The sequence below is a fragment of the Nostoc sphaeroides genome (assembly GCF_003443655.1).
GTDB lineage: Bacteria > Cyanobacteriota > Cyanobacteriia > Cyanobacteriales > Nostocaceae > Nostoc > Nostoc sphaeroides.
On sequence record NZ_CP031941.1, the window covers coordinates 801,107 to 820,466 of the forward strand.

The following is a 19,360-nucleotide window of genomic DNA, read 5'->3' on the forward strand; positions in this document are numbered from 1 at the left end:
GAGTTGCAATCCCACCCCTTGCGATTGCTTCATTCCGCTTTCGCTCCATTCGCAATGACATTGTGTAATTAATTGTGTCTGACTAATTATTAAAATACAATAGATTACATAGAATTTAGGGTAGTTAAAAGAGAGACTATAAAGCCCATCAGTTTTTTCTCTGTAATTAAGACGAATATACTTAATCACATAATTCCCAAATGCTTTTATGAAACTAATACAGCGCTTCCGGCTATTATGCAATACAGTTTTTCTCCTTGCCCTCTCGTATCAAAGCTTTCAGATTTGAGGATGTACCTCATAGCTGCCGGAAGTGCTGTATCATTTCACACAAATTAGCGGTTTACTAATTCTTTTACAGATTGAAAAAGATTCCCGACTTTTCTCAGAAGTCAGGAATCTCAGTCTTAAAGCGATACCTACGACAGGCATTGCCTACGCTACTCTACAATTGATTCAAAATCAAAAATTATACCAATTCAATTAATGATTGCAACACATCCTTGGGTAAAGACGCGATGAATCGCGTCTCTACAAATGGTCTATTTGTCGCATTACTTTTTCAAATTGGTATTACTTGCCGTTGCCGTTATTACCATTGCCATTGCTTTGAATGACGCGTTCGGCGAGTTTTTCTGGTACTTCCTGGAGATGGTCATATTCCCAGTGGAAGGAACCAACACCCAAGGTGAGCGATCGCAGTTCTACAATAAAGTTTTGCATCTCTGCTTGTGGCAAATATGCAGAGACATTATCCCAGCCCGGCCAATCGTTTTTACCCTCATAGCCTAAAATTTGCCCCCGTCTACCACTCAACAGTTGCAACACTTTGGAGGTAAATTCGCTCGGTGTGGTAACATCCACCCGCAGAATTGGTTCTAATAGGGTAGGTTCCGCTTGGGGTATTCCCGTTTGCATTGCCAATCGGGCAGCTTGTTTAAAGGCTTGTTCGGAACTATCAACGTTGTGATAGGAACCATTAGTCAGAGTTACTGCCAAATCCACTATTGGAAAGCCCAAAGGCCCATGTGTCAAAAATTCCCGCACGCCCATTTCTACGCCAGGGATGTACTGTTTAGGAACCACGCCGCCGACAATGGTTTCATTAAAGTTGAAACCTGTACCGCGTGGTAAAGGCTTGATTTCGAGAAAAACATCACCAAACTGTCCGTGACCACCGCTTTGATGTTTGTAGCGGCCATGTACTGAAGCCACTGTTTTGCGGATGGTTTCTTTGTAAGGCACTTGCGGCAAGTGGGTTGTCATTGGCAAGTTATATTTACGGCGCAGTCTGTCTAGGGCGACTTGCAAATGAATCTCGCCTTGTCCCCACAAGATAACTTCGTGAGTATCGCCGTGTTGTTCCCAAGCAAGTGAACAGTCTTCTTCTAATAACTTGGTGATAGCGCTACTTAGTTTAACTTCATCGTTGCGCTTTTCTGGTGTAATAGCCAGAGCATACACTGGTTCCAACTCTACAGCTTTGGGTAATTTGATTGCCGACTGCTGTTCTGTGGAGATTGTATCGCCTGTCTTGATTCCTTCTAAACGGCTCAATGCGACAATTTCACCAGCACTAACTTGGTTAACTATCTGCTGTTGTTGTCCCATGAGGCGGTAAATTCCACCAGTGCGAATGCCATTGAGGACAATGCCATCAGTTAATTTGCCCCGCCAAACACGCACCAGAGAGAGTTTGCCACCTTGGGGAGTGTAGTAAGTTTTTAATACCTGCGCTAAAGCTGTATCACCTTTTATGTTTTTTAAACGACGTTCTGCTGTGGTTTCTGGTTCGGGGGCTTCCCGTAACAAAGCTTCTAATAGAGGTCTAACACCATAATCTTGTTCTGCTACACCAAAGAAAACGGGCACTACCAAATCTGCCCCTAATTCCATTTTTAAATCTTTGAGGATTTCCTCTTGGGGTGGTTCGATGTCTTCTAAAAGTTCTTCGAGTAAATGATCGTCAAAATTTGCTAAAGCTTCGAGCATTTCTGCCCGTGCTGTATGTTCTTCTTCTTTTAAACTTTCGGGGAAGGGAATGGGATCAGCAGGTGCGCCTGGATGATATTGATATGCTTGTTCACTCACCATATCAATAAAGCCAGTGAGTTCTTCCCCGTTCATGATGGGATATTGATGCGCCACCAAAGGACGGCTAGATACTGCTTTCAGGGCGTGTAACGTTTCTAAAACGTGAATATTTGCCCGATCCATTTTGTTGACGAAGACGAGGTGGGGAATTTCCCAATCGTCCAGGAATTTAAATAGAGGGGCTAGGGTGAGGACTCGTTCGCGGATGGGTTCGCAAACTACAATTGCCGCATCCACTCCGATTAAAGCATTGTACGTTTCTTGGGCAAATTCTACACTTCCCGGACAGTCAATAAAGGTGAAGCGAATGCCGTTATACTCAGTGCTAGCGGCGCTGACTTCTACACTCATCTGGCGATCGCGCGACTCGGCAGCACTATCTCCCACTGTATTGCTGTCTTTAATACTCCCTTTGCGAGAAATTGCCCCTGTGACAAATAACAAGCTTTCTAGTAAAGTGGTTTTTCCACTTAAATAAGGCCCGACAATTGCAACATTCCGCGAACCTGATTTTACTTTTTCGTTCATAAAACCTCCCTTGCGGTAAGTTTTTCCTAACCGCATTATTCTGTTTTTATCAGGGATAAAAAATGGTTCTCTGGAGTCATAATTACCCCTTCTTTAATTTGTTATTATCCTCTCTTTAATCGAAAGTTAAAAAAATTGTAGCGTGTCGTAAGATTTAGTTTAAGAAAAGTTAATATATACAAATTTTTATGCCTAATTAAAAACTTTTGTAAAAGATTTTTTATGAAGTAAATTTAACTGAAATTGTTGCGAGTCAGAAAATCAATGGCATTATCATTCTTGAAATATCGCATAGCAGGGTTAGTAAGTTTAACTTTGCTGATTGTTAGTATTTCCTCTCCCTCTCTTTCTCTATCTCCTCCTGTCGCCTCAAAGCTGGCACAATCTAATCCTAAAACTGCTATAGACTGGTTAAACCAAGGTTTACAGGCAATTCAGGCGGGAAGGGTACAAGATGCGATCGCCGCCTTTAAACAAGCAGCTAAATTAGATCCGACATTAGCACCAGCGCACTATAATTTAGGGTTAGCATTCAGACAAACGGGACAATTACAACCCTCTGCGGATGCATTTTATCGAGCGACGCAAGCCGATCCTAAGTTTGCGCCAGCTTTTGCTAATTTAGGTGGTGCATTGTTAGAGGGGAATAATTTACAGTTAGCTAACGATTATTTACAACGAGCCTTAGAACTCGATCCCAAACTGGGATTTGCCCACTATAACTTGGGATTGGTACGAGAACAGCAAGGAGATTGCGAAAAAGCGATCGCATCTTTTAGAAAAGCCATAGAATATAGCAAAAATGCACCAGAGCCTCCTTATCATATAGGGATGTGTTATCTCCAACAAGGCAAACTCGATCAAGCCAGAGATGCCTTTAATCAGGCAATAAAAATTAATCCTAAATATCCAGAAGCTTACTACAATCTCGGCTCAATTTTGTTTGGGCAACGCAAGTTGCAAGAGGCATTAGAGGCTTTTAGAAAATCAGCTGAAGCTAACTCTAACTATCCCAATGCTTATTATGGTGCTGGGTTAGTTTTTATGCAGTTACAGCAATATGGGGATGCAGTGCAAGTATTGCAATTTGCGAGAGATTTATATAATGCTCAGAAAAATCCTCAGTGGGCGAAAAATGCCGAGCAATTGTTGCAACAAGCACAAAATTTAAATTACCAACCTCGCTGAGGCGGAAAAACTTAATATTGCATAACATAAAACTATTGGGTTGACTCGCTGGTGTTGTCTGAACTAGTCCCGATTGGAATAAAACGTACATGCAAAAGCGCCAGAAAAGTCGATTTTTATTTAGCGATCGCTGGCTCGACCGGCACTCAATTGTTCGCAACATGGAAGCCTTTCAAGACTTAATTGTGATTGTCTTGTGTTTGGGATTGTTCGCCGTCATGCTGATCCAATTGTGGGGGATAGCGATCGCCATAACGCAGCCACTAGACTATAAACATGTGACTGCAAAAATACTATTTGTGTTGATTTTAGTCGAGTTATTCCGACTATTAATGGTCTATTTGCAAGAACATAGTATCTCTGTAGGAGTCGCAGTTGAGGTGACAATTGTATCTCTACTACGAGAGATAGTAGTTCACGGAGCGCTGGAAATTTCTTGGGTTAATACACTTGCAATTTGTGGTTTGTTATTTGTTCTGGGTGGACTACTCGTAGTCTGTGCTAAAACGCCACACATGGATTGTATGAGTGCTAATACTAAGTTTTGTCCAGTTGTTTATAGAGGAGGTAGAGAACGGCAAAATGAGTTGGAATTCCAGTATTCACGTCAATGTGATGAGAATCAACCGCTTGGATAAATTGTTATGAAAATGGGGAGTGGGGAGTGGAGAAAAAGTATTTTCTTACTCTCCAGTCCTTTGCTTGGGGCTGTATTAGTAACTTGGATGCATCTAAAATCTAAAATCTAAAATGGTATAACTTACTTTTGCAAGGTACTTCCGACGTATTGAAATATACTCTTTTTGGAAGATGAATCCCTCTTTTAGGGTGAGTATAAGTTAATTAGAAATTCTAAAAGAGGGTCAAGAAATGACTACAAATACAGGTAACGGACAGTCTCAAACAGCGATTAGCGACTTGGAGTATGATTTTGTCACCGTTTTGCACAACAAGGCTGAAGCCGTTAAAGCTTACGATACCTACATCAAAGATGCAGAGCAAGTAGGTTCTCAGCCTTGTGTAGAGTTGTTCCAGAAATTGCGGCAATCTGATATTGAACATGTACAAGAGATTCGCCAACATCTACAACAAGTGCTGCAACACGGTAAAATGTAACCCAGGTTTGAAGTGCGTAGGCGTAGCCCGTCGTAGACATCGCTTCTGCTAAACATAAAAGAGGCGATCGCACTTGTTGATTACATTAAATACTAGGGTAGAGAACGGCAAATGCATCTTATTTACTAATAAAGAGCAAGTTTAAAAGAGCGTGTTTGTGTTCAGGGCCTTGTAGAGAGGAAAACGGGAAAGCAGAGAGCAATGCCTATAGCGGACGGGTACGCCATCGCACCCATTTATGAGGCCGCTATTTGCCCTATGCTGAAGCGGAAAGTAAAAATAACAGCTATGAAATTTGCACAAAATCTCAGGCCCCGCCAAGGCTTACTGAAAGTCCTGACTCTAGTTTTCCTCGTATCAGTATCTGTAATGCCCCTTAATGTTCTAGCCAACGAGAGCAAAGAACCGACATTCAACAGCACAACCACGCTCCAAACCATACTCACCAGCAGTCATCGTTCAGAGCAGAATCGCCTCCGAGACAAGTACCGCCATCCAACCCAGACTTTGCAATTCTTCGGTCTGCGCCCAAATATGACCGTAGTTGAATTGTGGCCAGGGGGCGGTTGGTATACCGAGATATTAGCCCCATTCCTAGCGTCCAAGGGACAACTTATAGTTACTAACTTGGCTGACGCGAGTAAACCCACTTTGGCTTTCCAAGAAAAACTAGCAGGTAATCCAGAGGTTTTTGGTCAGGTCAAAGTAGCCCAAATCAATCCGCCAAATGAGCTTACCCTAGCCCCAGAAAACTCTGTAGACCTAGTTGTTACCTTCCGCAATATTCACAACTGGGTTAAAGCAGGCTATGCCGAGCAGGTTTATGCGGCGGCTTACAAAGCACTCAAGCCAGGGGGTATTCTGGGAGTGGAAGAACACCGCGCCCTTGAGGGGATTTCTTTAGAAGATAGTATTAAAACTGGCTATATGTCTGAAGATGGGGTAATTGCTGCTGTAGAAAAAGCTGGCTTTAAATTGGTAGGCAAATCAGAGATTAACGCCAACCCAAAAGATACCAAGGACTATCCGGGCGGAGTTTGGACACTACCTCCAACCTTAATCCAAGGTCAAAAAGACAGGCAACGCTTCCTCAACATTGGAGAGAGCGATCGCATGACCCTTAAGTTCGTTAAACCCAAAGCTCCCTAATTAGATATAAGATTTGATCGCTTGCCTGTTTCTGGCACCTGAGCTAGATATGCAACACCCTCTGCTTGGGTGTATTATCCATTTTTCACCATAAAAAAGCAGATGGCTGTTCCCATCTGCTTTAATAAAAGATTAGTTATCTGCTTTACTTAGATACCAACTGATTAACTGGAGCAACCCCAGCCAAATCTAGAATTGGCGCGATCGCATCTTCTCGCTTCACCGCCATCATGTGGACACCTTGACACAATTGCCGTGCTATTTGCACTTGCTCGGCGGCAATTTTTATCCCTTCTTCAAAAGGATCTTTGGCTTTTGCCAATCTATCAATAATATGTTGGGGAATATTTACACCCGGGACACATCTATTAATAAACTGGGCATTTTTTGCCGATTTTAACAGAAAAATTCCTGCCAAAATCGGTTTTTTATAGCCAGCAGCAATGTTATCCATGAACTTTTCTAGGCGCTCAAAATCTGTAATCAATTGACTTTGAAAAAACTGCGCTCCGGCTTCGATTTTGCGTTCAAATCGACTTTGCAAACCCGACCAACTTTTACATTGCGGATCTACTGCTGCACCAACAAATAAATCTAACGCTCCATCAGTCAAAGGTTTCTCGTTGCAATCAACGCCTTGATTCATCTTCCGAATCAGTTGCAGCAGTCGCACCGCTTCTAAGTCAAACACTGCTTTGGCATCTGGATGATCACCTGCTTTTACTGGGTCGCCAGTCAAAGCTAAAATGTTACGGATACCTAAAGCATGAGCGCCCATTAAATCAGCTTGTAAACCGATGCGGTTGCGATCGCGGCAAGCAATTTGACAAATCGGCTCTATACCGTTTTGTGACAAAATCACCGACGCCATCAACGAAGACATCCGTAATACTGCGCGGCTACCATCAGTAACATTGACAGCATGAACCCTTCCCTTAAGAGTCGCCGCCATTTGAATCATGTGCGCTGGATCTCCCCCTTTCGGCGGTGCTACCTCGGCGGTAACTAGAAATTCACCTGCTTCGACAGCTCTGTGGAAGGCTGTGGGGCTATGGGTGTGATGCATAAAATTAAGAATTTCAATTTCTTAAATGGTATAGCCAATCACACCGAAAAAGGACAAATTATAAAGGAAGAGAGTAACCTAAAGCAGTTTTTACTTGTGATAAAGTTTGATTTGCGATCGCTCTAGCTTTTTCCCCTCCATCCCGCAACACAGATTCCAAATAGCCTTTGTCCGCCGTTATGGACTGATATTTTTCTTGAATTGGTTTCAAGGACTCAATTATCGTGTCCGTCAATAATGGCTTGAATTGTCCCCAACCCATATCCTGACATTCAACGGCGACATCTTCCTTTCTCTTCCCAGAAAGCAATGTATACAGCGTTAATAAGTTATTACACTCTGGACGCGCTGGATCGTCGAAAGTCAACCCACGAATGGGATCGGTTTTACAACGCTTAATCTTGTATTGAATCTGTTCTGGTGAATCTAGCAAACTGATTCGGCTTAACTCAGAAGGATCAGACTTTGACATTTTGCGTGTACCGTCCGCCAAACTCATCACCCTTGCCCCTTCCTTACGAATCAAAGGGTCTGGTAACTTCAGAATTGGTTGATCTGGTTTGCCAAATTGGTGATTTAACCTAGCTGCAATATCCCGTGTCAATTCCAAATGTTGCTTTTGATCTTCACCCACTGGTACTTTATCAGCTTGGTAAAGCAAAATATCAGCTGCCATTAGCACAGGGTAATCCAATAAACCTGCACTGACATTTTCTCCTTGTTTGACAGCCTTTTCCTTAAACTGGATCATGTCTTGCAGCCAGTTTAAGGGTGTAATGCAGTTGAGCAACCAGGTGAGTTCACTGTGGGCCGAAACGTGGGATTGTACAAAGATGGTGGAGTGATTTAAATCAAGACCACAAGCTAGATAGAGAGCAGCAAGGGTGTAGGTATCAGCTGCCAATTGTTTCGGATCATGTGGCACTGTTATTGCGTGCAAATCAGCCACAAAAAGGTAATTTTCGTATTCGCTCTGACCTTCTACCCAGTTGCGAATGGCTCCCAAATAGTTACCTAGATGATAATTGCCGGTTGGTTGAACTCCAGAAAGAACACGTTGCTTGCCCATAAATTTCAACTTAGTTATCTCAAATCCGCGCTATGTAAAGTGGCGATGTCTGGCGACAAATTGCTTTTTGCCTACGCAAAACTCATTTAATTTTGACATTTTCCAGGTCAACTCGCCGTTACCGGATGAGATATTTAAGCCCAATACAGTTCAGTTAGGGGAATTCTAGTAATAAAATTACTATGTCAGTTGGTTTCGACTTCTCTGCGAGACGCTACGCGTAGCTTGCTTCCCCGCAGGGGTACGCTCAACCAACTGAGTAGTCGAGAGTTGAGCGAACTTGTACTGAGCGAAGTCGAAGTAGTCAAAACTCGTCAATATAGATAAGTATTTTTTTCATCAGAAATCACCTTATATAAATTCTGTATGAAGATGCACAGAATATTAAACGAACCGCCAAGTACGCCAAGAGCGCCAAGAATAGAGAGTTACTCATTTAGTGCAGCTTCACATTAAATTGGTATTAAGGGATCTGCGGGTTAATAGTGTCCCAACTAGCCGGGTTTCGACTGCGCTCAACCCTCAACCGTCGAGGGTTGAGCGCAGTCGAAACCCGGTTTACTGGTACTTTATTTTTACGCAAGTCCCTAAGCATCTCTTCTTTCTCTTTGCGTCCTTTGCGTCCTTGGCGGTTCGTTAAAAAATCTGACTTTGATAAAGAGTTTTAGCCTTAACCCAAGCGTATTGATATTTAAGCTGTCAAACAAAAGCTTTAATAAAAGGTAGGTTAATTTTTGTAGGTCAATACAATAGCATTGTCAGTTAATACAATGCCATTGTCAGTCGATACAAAAGCATTGTAGGTCAATACAATGCCATTGTCAGTCAATACAATCTCATTGTAATGAGATTGCGTTTACCACTCTGACCCATAAAAATGCTCAATTATTTCTGGATTTCCCACCAGACGATTGATATGGCAGTTTTTCGCTCCACAAACCCGCCATTAGGTTTTATTACAATGGTGGTAATGCTGCTAACTGGCTAGAAAATCACCTTTGCCGATGCAAATGTCTATCTAAAGACAGATAGAGAAAGAATAGGGGTAGTGGGATTGTAACATCATCTCTGCAATCATGATCCACAATACAGATTTATCAAAAGTAAAAAATATTCCAACCAACATTTAACTACAGGACTACAGTAATGAAAGTACTCTTACTTTACCCCCGTTTTCCCAAAACGTTTTGGTCTTACGACGAATTCATGAAAATAGCGGGACTTAAGGCAGTTATTCCACCGCTAGGGATTCTGACTGTTGCCGCTATGCTACCAACAGATTGGGAAATTCGGTTTTATGACCGCAATGTTAACCAAGAAACGGATGCTGATTGGCAATGGTGCGACATAGTAATTCTTTCGGCGATGCTTGCCCAGAAAGAAGACTTTCTCGCCCAAATTCATAAAGCAGCGCAACTGGGGAAAAAAGTTGCTGTGGGTGGCCCTTATCCAACCTCAGTACCAGAACCTGCCCACAAAGCAGGAGCTAACTACTTGATTTTAGATGAAGGGGAGATTACAGTTCCGCAATTTTTAGAAGCGATCGCTAGAGGTGAAGAACAAGGAACCTTCCGCGCCTTGGAAAAACCAGATGTGAGCAAAAGCCCCATCCCTCGCTTTGATTTACTCAAGCGAGATGAGTACTTAATGATGGCAATCCAGTTTTCTCGCGGTTGTCCTTTTGAATGCGAATTTTGTGACATCATCAATTTATACGGTCGCAAACCACGTACCAAAGAACCCAGTCAAACCCTAGCAGAACTGCAAACTCTCTATGACTTAGGCTGGCGCGGATCTCTGTTCGTAGTGGATGATAACTTCATTGGCAATAAGCGCAATGTAAAACGCCTTTTACAAGCATTAATTCCGTGGATGCAGGAACGCAATTATCCCTTCACCTTCATGACTGAAGCTTCCGTCAACCTAGCAGAAGATACTGAGCTATTAGAATTAATGGCTAAAGCTGGTTTCTACGCGGTCTTTTTGGGTATTGAAACACCAGATTCAAGACAGCCTGCAACTCACTCGCAAGTTTCAAAATACCCGGAATCCCTTGTTAGAAGCCTGTCGTAACATCAATGAAGCCGGATTGTTAATTTATGCAGGATTTATCATTGGTTTTGATGGAGAAAAAACTGGCGCTGGGGAGCGAATTGAAGCTTTTATTGAAGAAACCAGCATTCCTCAACCGATGCTAGGTATACTCCAAGCCCTTCCCAATACTGCCCTCTGGGAAAGATTAAAAAAAGAGGAGCGATTATTAGAAGGATTTGGAGGTTTAGAGGTGGGGGATCAGAATTCCTTAATGAATTTTGTTCCTAGCCGACCGATGGCTGAAGTTGCAAAAGAATATTTAGAGGCAATTTGGACAATGTACGAACCCAAAAACTATCTCCGACGTTGTTTTGAACAATGCCTCAAGATTACACCTAATCCCCAACTACAGCAGACGATGTATTTTCCTCCTGGCAAAGGACTGCGACTACTTGTACACTTGCTCTGGCGACAAGGTTGGCAACGGCGGGAAATTCGGGGTCAATTTTGGCAACAACTTTGGGCTATTATTCGCACTAAGCCGCAATTCGTGAATATGTATTTGGGTTTATGTGCTGCTGGCGAGCATTTTTGGGAATACCGCCTTTTAGCCAGAGAGCGCATTACTGAGCAGTTAGGATTTGATCCGTTGACTACGCCTACCCCTGTTGAAAAACCATTAGTGAGAATTTAAGATGAGTTGATTGTTGAGCGATCGCTATAGCCGTTCCCATTCAGATGCTATATCGCGGGGTGTAGGGGCAGGGCAGTGCCCATTGGTGTCAACTTAAGGTGAAAACCAGCTTAGAAGCAGCTTTTAGCAGATTATCTCGTTCCCTCGTTCCCAGTCTCCGACTGGGAATGCCTATTAAGAGGCTCCGCCTCCCTTACTGGCGGCAGAGCCACCAGGAGATGCATTTCCAGCCGGAGGCTGGAAACGAGATTTTAAAGGAGTTTTTGCTTAAGTTGACACCAATGGGCAGTGCCGTGCCCCTACGAGTGTACCTCACGTAAACGAGAAGTGCTGTAATGTATTTTTATAAATAGCGATCGCATTAATTTTGCTCACAAAAACCAAACTCTTAAATTCTATTTACCTCTGGTGCTAAACTCACCTGTCCTCCAATTAGCCCTAGAAATCCAGTTCCAGAGTGCTGAATCTCCAAAAAACTTGCTTGCTCTGGTGAGGTTTTGTAAATCCGAAATGTCTTCATAATTCCCAAGGTGGCAGCACTTTCTAAAGGCCCAACAAAACTAATATCCCGGTCAAGGAAATAAGTTTGATTAGCCCAATAATTCATCTGATTTGCATTCAAAAAATAGCAGCCCGCATGAGGATTTAGGGCACGACAAAAGGTAATTGGTGAATTCATAATTGTACCTTTGAGTTCCTGTTGCTCCTGCACATTTTGAAAGGGAGCAGTTACTCTTAAAGCCAAATCCCCATCAATGTAAGCTTTATGAACCAAAGCATAAGGGGAGATTTCATAACGATTTGGCTGGAGCAAATTTAAATCACCCGCTTGTTGGGTAAACCAATTTAATTTTATAAAAAACCAAGGATCATGGATAATTAAGTCATCTTCCAAGAAGCAGTAATAATCATACTGACCGAGACAACTTTGCAGAACAGCTTGGCATTCAAACCCCAAAAGCAGAGGTTCTACATTAGTAGAATGATGCTTATATAAATGGGATGGTAAGGTAAGCTGATTTAAAAGATGATTATCTTGGGTTGTACAAATAACAATATCTAGTTCGTGCGACTGCGGCTGGTTAGCAGCAAAAGCTATTCGTTGAGCAATGTTAATGATACTTTGAGATTTACCAAATAATTGGTGTAAGGCAGTCAGGCTATTAGTTAACGCCTGCAAGCGGGGTTGCGGGTCTTTGCGTTGGGAAGCATGACGACCCTCACCGCTAGGTTTGAAAAAATGGGCAATGGTAAAAAGAATTCGCATTTTAAATATCGCTTTTTATTTCTTTGTCCTTTGTTAGTTGTAACTAATGACTAATGACTAATGACTAATGACCAATGACCAATGACTAATGACTAATGACTTTTGCCAAATCCTTTAGAAACTGAGCGCTTTTTTAAACTATCAGAACTTTTACCAGCGAACATCCATTGTAAATGCTGTGGTAACAGTTTCGCCAAATCATAACGCTTCAGAATTGTCTCTCGCGCATTCGCCCGAATTGCTTGCATTTCTTGAGGATTATTTAGCGCCTCTTCAACCCGATTAGCAATATTATGGGGAGAAAAGAAATCTACCAGCAGTCCATTCACCCCATCCTGTAAGACTTCCAATACTGGTGCAGTCTTAGAAGCTACTAGTAAACATCCTGCTGCCATTACTTCTAACATTGACCAGGATAAAACAAAAGGACGAGTTAAATAAACATGAGCAGAAGAAGCTTGCAAAACCTGAAGATACTCATTATAAGGAAGCCTATCTGTAAAGTGCAGCCTCGATAAATCTAAAGATGATTCTAATTTTTCTAACATTAATTGTTTATAAGTCTGCCCATCAGGAAGATTTTTCCCATAAGCTACCCTATCTTCTCCCACAACTACCACATGGCACTTAGGTCTTCGCTGTTGAAGTAGCGCCACCGTTTCCATAAACTGCGGAAAACCTCTATAAGGTTCCATCCCCCGTCCCACATAAGTTACCAACTCTTCCACATGGGAGAGGTCGAGATTTATTCTAGGTAAAACTAATTTTGCGCCTGGTTTTGGGACAAAATATTTGGTATCAACACCATCATGAATTACAGTGAGTTTGCTATGATATTCTTTGGGAAATTGCTGACGCTGCCAATTCGTTGGAGAAAGACCGCGATCGCAGCTATATAAATCAGTCAAAATCGGCGCATTTTTGACCCTGATGCGGCATTCATCATCAGCATTTAGTGGTTCACTGGGATCAAAATCTGCATCGGAACCGTGAGCATGGTAAAACCACTCGAAATAACACAATAATTCTGCTTTAGGGAAAACATCTTTCATAAACAAAGTCGGCCCCCAACCAGAATGACCATAAACTATATCTGGAATGAAACCCTCAGCTTTTAATTTTTCTGCCACGCGATAGACAGCCTGTGCGGTGAGAACAGCATTTTCCAGATTGCGAACGTAGTGGTGGGTTTGGGGAGCAGCTTCACGAGAAGGAGTGTAAATAGCTTTAAAAACGCCAGGTATTTCGCCTTCAGGGCGATTTGTCCCAAAGACGACTTGGCAATTAGGATCTTTACCTAAAACTGTCGCGAGGTTGCGAAATTGCGAGGGAAAATTTGGATGTAAAAATAAGATTTTCATTAGTTAGAATAATCTTGATTAATTTATTGCCAGATAAAATAAATTAAGACAATCCATCTAAGATTATAAGATTATTTCTCACAATTTTTAGCAAGTAAATTTAGGTGAATCGTTGCTGCAAAATGCGAAAATAATTGCAAATTCGTGTTATGGCCATGAAATTTATTGGCATTGATTTAGGCTGGCGATCGCAACCAAGTGGACTATGCTGCTTAGAATGGATAGATGGACAACTGCAACTACTTGATCTAGACCGTAAAGAAGCCATTGCAGACATCCTCACCTGGATTGATCAAAGCGTCCAACCAGACGAACCAGCCATCATCGCCGTAGATGCACCTACCCTCATACCCAACGCCACAGGAAGCCGCCTCCCCGACAAACTCAGCCACAAATACTTCGGTAAATATCATGCAGGATGCTACCCAGCGAATCAAAACCTACCCTTTGCCGATCGCACCATCAACTTTGGCTTAGAATTAGAATCACGCGGCTTTGTCCACGCACCCACCATCGAACCGCAAAAACTCAGCAGATATCAAATAGAAGTCTTTCCCCACCCAGCGATCGTTAACCTATTCAACTTAGAACGCATCCTCAAATACAAAAAAGGACGCCTCAGCGATCGCCGCCTAGAACTAATCAAACTCCAAAATTATCTTCTCAATATCCTCCCCTCTCTTTCTCCTCCTCTGCGCCCTTGGCGTCTTGGCGGTTCGTTTATTCTTGAAATCCCCACCACAGGCGCAGCCCTCAAAGCAACCGAAGATAAACTAGATAGCCTAATTTGCGCTTACGTTGCTGCATACTGGTGGTATTGGGGAGAACAACGTAATTTAGTACTTGGCGATCGCACTACTGGCTACATTATCATCCCCCAAAGAATTAGCCTAAAATTGTAATATTGTAAGATTTAACTCCAGGAGTTTTTATGCAAAGAGTTAGTTCTAATTTGAGTTTAAAACAACTTTATGAAATTGACGAACATCTCTGGTTAGAGGAAACAATCAAGTTATTAAAAACTAACCATTTAGAAGAATTAGACTTAGAAAACTTAATTGAGGAGCTAGAGAATTTGGGTCGGAGAGACAAAGCCAGGGTTGCTAGTTTAGTAGAACAAGTTATTAGACATCTTTTATTGCTGCAATATTGGACAGAAGAAACTCAATATAATTCTGGACATTGGAAAGCAGAAATTAGAAGTTTTAGGAATCAATTAAAACGTAATTTGACAAATAATTTATATCAATACTTAGAAAATGAATTAGCATCAATTTATGATGATGCTTTAGGATATGTAATTGAGAAAACTGAAGGCAAACTCGATAATTTACCTCAATATTCTACCTATACCTTAGAACAGCTACTAGATATTAATTACTTACCTGAAAAATTGTAATATAAAAGACGTTGCTAAATTAAGTTAGCAACGCCTATTCTTGAGTATTTATTAACTACTCAGCACTCTTATTCTGCCCAAGCAATTAACCTTGGTTCATAAGGATTAGCCAGATTTTTATTTTTCGGTAATACACGCAAAGACAAGCCTTGCAAACCAGAAGCGGTATAGGTGATATTACCCGTGTAAATACTCAATTGCTGTCCATCTTCACCTTGGTAATCCATCACCACTGGCACAGCGTTGACAATTTCACCATTGGCATCGATCGCACCTTGATATAACTCCACCTGCACATCATCATTTGTCAAAGTTGCCAAGTCAACCTTGGCAATGACCGCAACGGTTTGATTAACCTCAATGTCGTCTGAAGCTGCCGATACGTCAACATCTTTGATTCTGATGTTGAACCAGTGTTCGCCCAGTTTTTCTTTCCAAGCAGCTAGTTCTTTGGCTGGGGCATAGTTATCAACAGTCAGGGTATGATAGCGATCGCTAGCTGGGAAATAAGCCCTTTGTGCATATTCTCCTACCATCCGCGCTGTATTAAAGAAGGGACAATTCAACCGAATTGCATCCTTCATTTTGGCAACCCACGGACGGGGCAAACCATCAGTATCCCGATGTTCATAAAATAGTGGTACAACTTCCTTCTCTAACAACTCATAGAGAGCATTTGCTTCTACTTCATCTTGGTAGTTAGGATCGTCGTAATTCTCTCCATGTCCAATTGCCCAGCCTGTGCGGACGTAATCAGCTTCATCCCACCAGCCATCTAGTACACTTAAATTTGGCAAGCCATTCATGGCAGCTTTCATGCCACTAGTACCAGAGGCTTCCCGTGGACGACGCGGTGTGTTTAACCAGATATCGCAACCCGCAACCATCAACCGGGAGATGTGAATGTCGTAATTGGGAACAAACACTACCTGTTTTTCTAAATGTTGTTCGCGGATAAAGTGATTGATCTCGCGGATGAGTTCTTTACCGGGAATATCCTTGGGATGTGCCTTACCAGCAATCACAAATTGCACTTTCCGGTCTTTGTTAGCTAGTAAAAGCCGCTTAATCCGATCCAAATCACGCATCCAGAGGGTAGCGCGTTTGTAGGTGGCAAACCGACGGGCAAAGCCGATGGTGAAAGCGTAGGGATCTAAAACTTCTTGTGCCTGGATAATTTCGGAGGCGGAAGCGCCGCGATCGGTTAAATGCTTGACCAAATGCTCCCGCACATACAAAATCATATCCAAGCGGCAGCGTTCGTGATTGCGCCACAATTCTTCATCGGGTATGGCATCCATCCGATCCCATAATGGGCTATCTGGTGGTGCTGATGACCAGTTTGGCCCCAGGTAGCGATCGTACAACTCTTGAGTTGATTTAGCAACACAACTCCGAGCATGGACACCATTAGTAATTGCTGCGATCGGCACTTCTTCTACTGGCACATTCTGCCACAAGCCCTGGAACATTTGCCGCGACACCACACCATGCAGTTGGGCGACACCGTTAGAAAATGTTGCCATCTTCAGCGCCAGCACCGCCATACTGAAAGGCCCAGATAAATCGCCTGTATTCTCGCGCCCCAGTCCTAAAAATTGCTCTTTGGGCAACCCAAATATCTCTGCATAGTACCCTAAGTAGTGCAGCATTTTGTCAGGAGCGAACAAGTCAATCCCTGCTGGTACTGGCGTGTGGGTAGTAAAGATATTACTGGAAGCCACCACCTGTTTAGCTTGGGGATAATCCAGTCCCTCTTCCTGAATCAGTAAGCGGATGCGTTCTAGGGCAGAGAAGGCGGCGTGGCCTTCATTCATGTGGTAAGCGGTGACTTTCAGCCCCAAAGCTTTGAGCATTTGCACACCACCGATCCCCAGCATGATTTCCTGGTGGATACGCATATCGATATCCCCACCGTACAGCTGATCTGTGATGTCGTGGTCGTAAGTGTTGTTGGGTTCAATATTGGTGTCCATCAAATACAGGGGAACCGTTCCCACCTGTACGCGCCAAACTCTGGCATACACCTTGCGTCCTGGATAATCTACCGCAATTCGCAATTCTGAACCATCGGCATTGCGCTCTAGATGCAAGGGCATATTGTAGAAATCGTTGAGCAGGTAGCGTTCTTGCTGCCAGCCATCGGCATTAAGATACTGGGCAAAGTAGCCTTGCTGATACAGTAAACCTACACCCACAAGCGGTAGCCCCAAGTCACTGGCAGATTTGAGGTGATCCCCCGCCAGAACGCCCAAGCCCCCAGAATAGACGGGCAAACAATCTACAAGTCCAAATTCTGCCGAAAAATAGGCGTAGCATTCTTTTGGTTTCTGCTCTCGTTGTTTCTGATACCAGGTGCGCTCTTGCAGATAATCGTCTAACTGACGATCAGCTCGATCCATTTGCGCTAGAAAGCCTTCATCTTCAACAACTTCCAAAAGCCGCGATTGAGAGATAGTACCCAGCATCAACACCGGGTTATGGTGGGTAGACTCCCACAGGTCAGAGTCTAAGCGACGAAATAAATCTTTAGTGTCAACGTTCCAATCCCAGTGTAAGTTATATGCCAGCCGCCGTAGTGGTTCGAGTCGCGGCGGTAGTGAAGGGGATACGTTAAATGTGCGAATTGGCTGCATAGTAGGGCAAAACTCCAAGTTTATTTATGGTTATTGTTTACTCTCTTTACCAATGTTGCCAATTCTTTATACAGTAGTTTGTGAAAAAGCGATGACTTTTTTAAGCATTGAGAATTCATTTTTAACCTCGTTGCTAAAGTTTACACCAAGGTGTTTCTAATTCTATGCCTTACTCTGGGTCATGTACTTGGTATATTAAAATTTAATCATTTACTGCCATCTATCACTTAAAAAAAATTTAGTTTTGAATAAAGAATTTATATTTATTTTATAATTGATTCCGGGGATCAATCTAAGGTCTTGGCTGAGGGTGAAAATTCCTCATAGCTGCGTCAAGTGAACAGTTAAAATTTTAATTATTTTTTAATAAGATCGCCCTAGCGTAGAGGCACTGTCAGAGGAAAGAGTTGACTTAACTTAAATCTTCCATCAGTCTCAAAAACCCCCATAGCTTAGAAACCTATGGCTAATAGCGAAATTCCTCGCTTAGTGGACTCAACTCTATTGATGGTATGGATTTTAGTCCACAAAGCGTGGACTTTCGCTATGAGCCAGAGAATTTATTCTCTGGCGGAAGATTGGGGAAGTGCAATATCTGAGTTAAGGTGAGGCAATGCCCAATAGCCCATTGTAGACATCACCTAAAATTGGAGTATGTAAAAATCATACCAAGCAGTTAACTAGGAAAAGCGATGCCTGCGGCGGGCTACACCTACGCTAACTACTTGGTATAAAGTATTTAATACTAAACCAGGAAAATAACTTAGTAAAGTGTTATTTTACGCGCCTAGTGAAGGCTGATCTTTGGTATTTTTTGTCATTGACAAAGCTACAGCTGCTGCATAAGCAATCTCTGCTGCCATTTGATAAGCAAGTTTGATACTAGATGAAGCGTCCTTGGCTTTAGGAGAGAGAGAAGCTTTTTTTCGGCGCGACTCTTGTTTGATATCACCTGCGGTAATAGCTCGCTGTAAAATGATCCAGGCATCGAGGTCTTCTGAGTCATAATTACTTTGAAGCTGCGATCGCAGTTGATCTTCGGCTACAACACTCAGATAGCCGATAGCTAGAGCTTCTTGGACAATTTCTTTAATTAAAGCCATAATTTGAACCAAGTGTGTGAGTTAAAACCGATACCTCAATCTGGGTATTTGATATTTTTTTCTGCACTTCTCCTGAAAATTAAGCTACTTTTTAGCTTTCTTTCAATAAAATTTATAATGAGTAGTGCCAAGCACGCATCACCCGCTTGGCTCACCCGGATGGGTGATTTACAAATTTATATATATAAGTAATAGCGAAAAGGAAAATTTTTAGCTTTTTAACGAAGAGGGTGTCATCAGTATAGTAGATATCATTCTGAGTTAACACAAAAAAATATAATTACTTTAACAAGTAACGCTAGAAATATAAACAAAAATGGTAATTAACGGCTTAGAGTATTTTTAAAGTCACCGTTTCCAATAAATTTTATCTAAGTGTATAAAATTATTTCAGAGTAGGGTAGGCTCTAGTAAAAAAGTTAACTAATCTCACTATTACGCTCAACAAGCAACTTGGAAATCAAACCCCTACGCAAAGTCATTAGTTACTAGTGATTAGTCCAAGATAAATCACGCCAGTCTTTAATGTGGTTTAAATTAGTCCGAGAAAGCAAAGTTTTTCCGCCCAGCCAAAGACTTACTCAGGGTATCGCAAGAGACGGGGTATGCACCAATGACGAATGTCCAATGACTAATGACTAATAAGAGTGTTCCAC

The 19,360-nt window shown here is 42.3% G+C and carries 13 protein-coding genes and 1 pseudogene; 7 read left to right on the forward strand and 7 right to left on the reverse strand.

Annotated elements, in window-relative coordinates:
• Window positions 1-573: 573 nt before the first annotated feature.
• Window positions 574-2,622 carry an elongation factor G gene (locus tag D1367_RS03715; protein WP_118171085.1) on the reverse strand — a complete coding sequence of 683 codons (2,049 nt, stop codon included), beginning with the start codon at window positions 2,620-2,622 and terminating at the stop codon, window positions 574-576.
• Between the two features lie 264 nt (window positions 2,623-2,886).
• Between D1367_RS03715 and D1367_RS03720 the strand changes: the two genes are divergently transcribed.
• The 4 genes from D1367_RS03720 to D1367_RS03735 all read left to right on the forward strand — a co-directional run bounded on the left by D1367_RS03720 (window position 2,887) and on the right by D1367_RS03735 (window position 6,075).
• Window positions 2,887-3,810 (forward strand): tetratricopeptide repeat protein, encoded by a 924-nt coding sequence (locus D1367_RS03720; protein WP_118163050.1) that lies wholly within the window; start codon window positions 2,887-2,889, stop codon window positions 3,808-3,810.
• Window positions 3,811-3,899: 89 nt separating this feature from the next.
• Complete coding sequence (locus D1367_RS03725; protein ID WP_118163053.1) at window positions 3,900-4,448, forward strand: phosphate-starvation-inducible PsiE family protein; 549 nt, start codon at window positions 3,900-3,902, stop codon at window positions 4,446-4,448.
• 232 nt (window positions 4,449-4,680) lie between these two features.
• Entirely contained in the window at window positions 4,681-4,926 is a 246-nt protein-coding gene (locus tag D1367_RS03730) for a hypothetical protein (RefSeq protein WP_118163057.1), read from the forward strand.
• Window positions 4,927-5,214: 288 nt separating this feature from the next.
• Window positions 5,215-6,075: a class I SAM-dependent methyltransferase gene (locus D1367_RS03735; protein ID WP_228674645.1), complete on the forward strand. Its 861-nt coding sequence runs from the start codon at window positions 5,215-5,217 to the stop codon at window positions 6,073-6,075.
• Between the two features lie 145 nt (window positions 6,076-6,220).
• On the opposite strand, the gene D1367_RS03740 is transcribed toward D1367_RS03735, so the two are convergent.
• Window positions 6,221-7,141, reverse strand: coding sequence for a methylenetetrahydrofolate reductase (locus D1367_RS03740; RefSeq protein ID WP_118163060.1), 921 nt, complete (start codon window positions 7,139-7,141; stop codon window positions 6,221-6,223).
• 58 nt (window positions 7,142-7,199) lie between these two features.
• Window positions 7,200-8,210, reverse strand: a complete 1,011-nt coding sequence (gene trpS, locus D1367_RS03745) for a tryptophan--tRNA ligase (protein ID WP_118163065.1) — start codon at window positions 8,208-8,210, stop codon at window positions 7,200-7,202.
• 1,146 nt (window positions 8,211-9,356) lie between these two features.
• On the opposite strand from trpS, the pseudogene D1367_RS03750 reads away from it, so the two are divergent.
• Window positions 9,357-10,938 (forward strand): annotated as a pseudogene (locus tag D1367_RS03750) (B12-binding domain-containing radical SAM protein).
• Window positions 10,939-11,326: 388 nt separating this feature from the next.
• Here the strand turns inward: D1367_RS03750 and D1367_RS03755 are convergent.
• On the reverse strand, window positions 11,327-12,205 hold the full coding sequence (locus tag D1367_RS03755; protein WP_118163070.1) for a calcium-binding protein: 879 nt from the start codon (window positions 12,203-12,205) through the stop codon (window positions 11,327-11,329).
• Window positions 12,206-12,297: 92 nt separating this feature from the next.
• Window positions 12,298-13,566, reverse strand: a complete 1,269-nt coding sequence (locus tag D1367_RS03760) for a glycosyltransferase family 4 protein (RefSeq protein WP_118163074.1) — start codon at window positions 13,564-13,566, stop codon at window positions 12,298-12,300.
• Between the two features lie 155 nt (window positions 13,567-13,721).
• On the opposite strand from D1367_RS03760, the gene D1367_RS03765 reads away from it, so the two are divergent.
• Together D1367_RS03765 and D1367_RS03770 are read left to right on the forward strand one after the other, a co-directional pair.
• Entirely contained in the window at window positions 13,722-14,468 is a 747-nt protein-coding gene (locus D1367_RS03765) for a DUF429 domain-containing protein (protein WP_118171091.1), read from the forward strand.
• A 29-nt stretch (window positions 14,469-14,497) separates the two neighbouring features.
• The gene (locus D1367_RS03770) at window positions 14,498-14,965 is read left to right on the forward strand and encodes a DUF29 domain-containing protein (protein ID WP_118163078.1); all 468 of its coding nucleotides are present in this window, start codon (window positions 14,498-14,500) and stop codon (window positions 14,963-14,965) included.
• A gap of 68 nt (window positions 14,966-15,033) precedes the next feature.
• On the opposite strand, the gene glgP is transcribed toward D1367_RS03770, so the two are convergent.
• The gene (gene glgP / locus D1367_RS03775) at window positions 15,034-17,601 is read right to left on the reverse strand and encodes an alpha-glucan family phosphorylase (RefSeq protein ID WP_118163082.1); all 2,568 of its coding nucleotides are present in this window, start codon (window positions 17,599-17,601) and stop codon (window positions 15,034-15,036) included.
• Between the two features lie 779 nt (window positions 17,602-18,380).
• Window positions 18,381-18,704 carry a hypothetical protein gene (locus tag D1367_RS03780; protein WP_118163086.1) on the reverse strand — a complete coding sequence of 108 codons (324 nt, stop codon included), beginning with the start codon at window positions 18,702-18,704 and terminating at the stop codon, window positions 18,381-18,383.
• Between the last annotated feature and the right edge of the window lie 656 nt (window positions 18,705-19,360).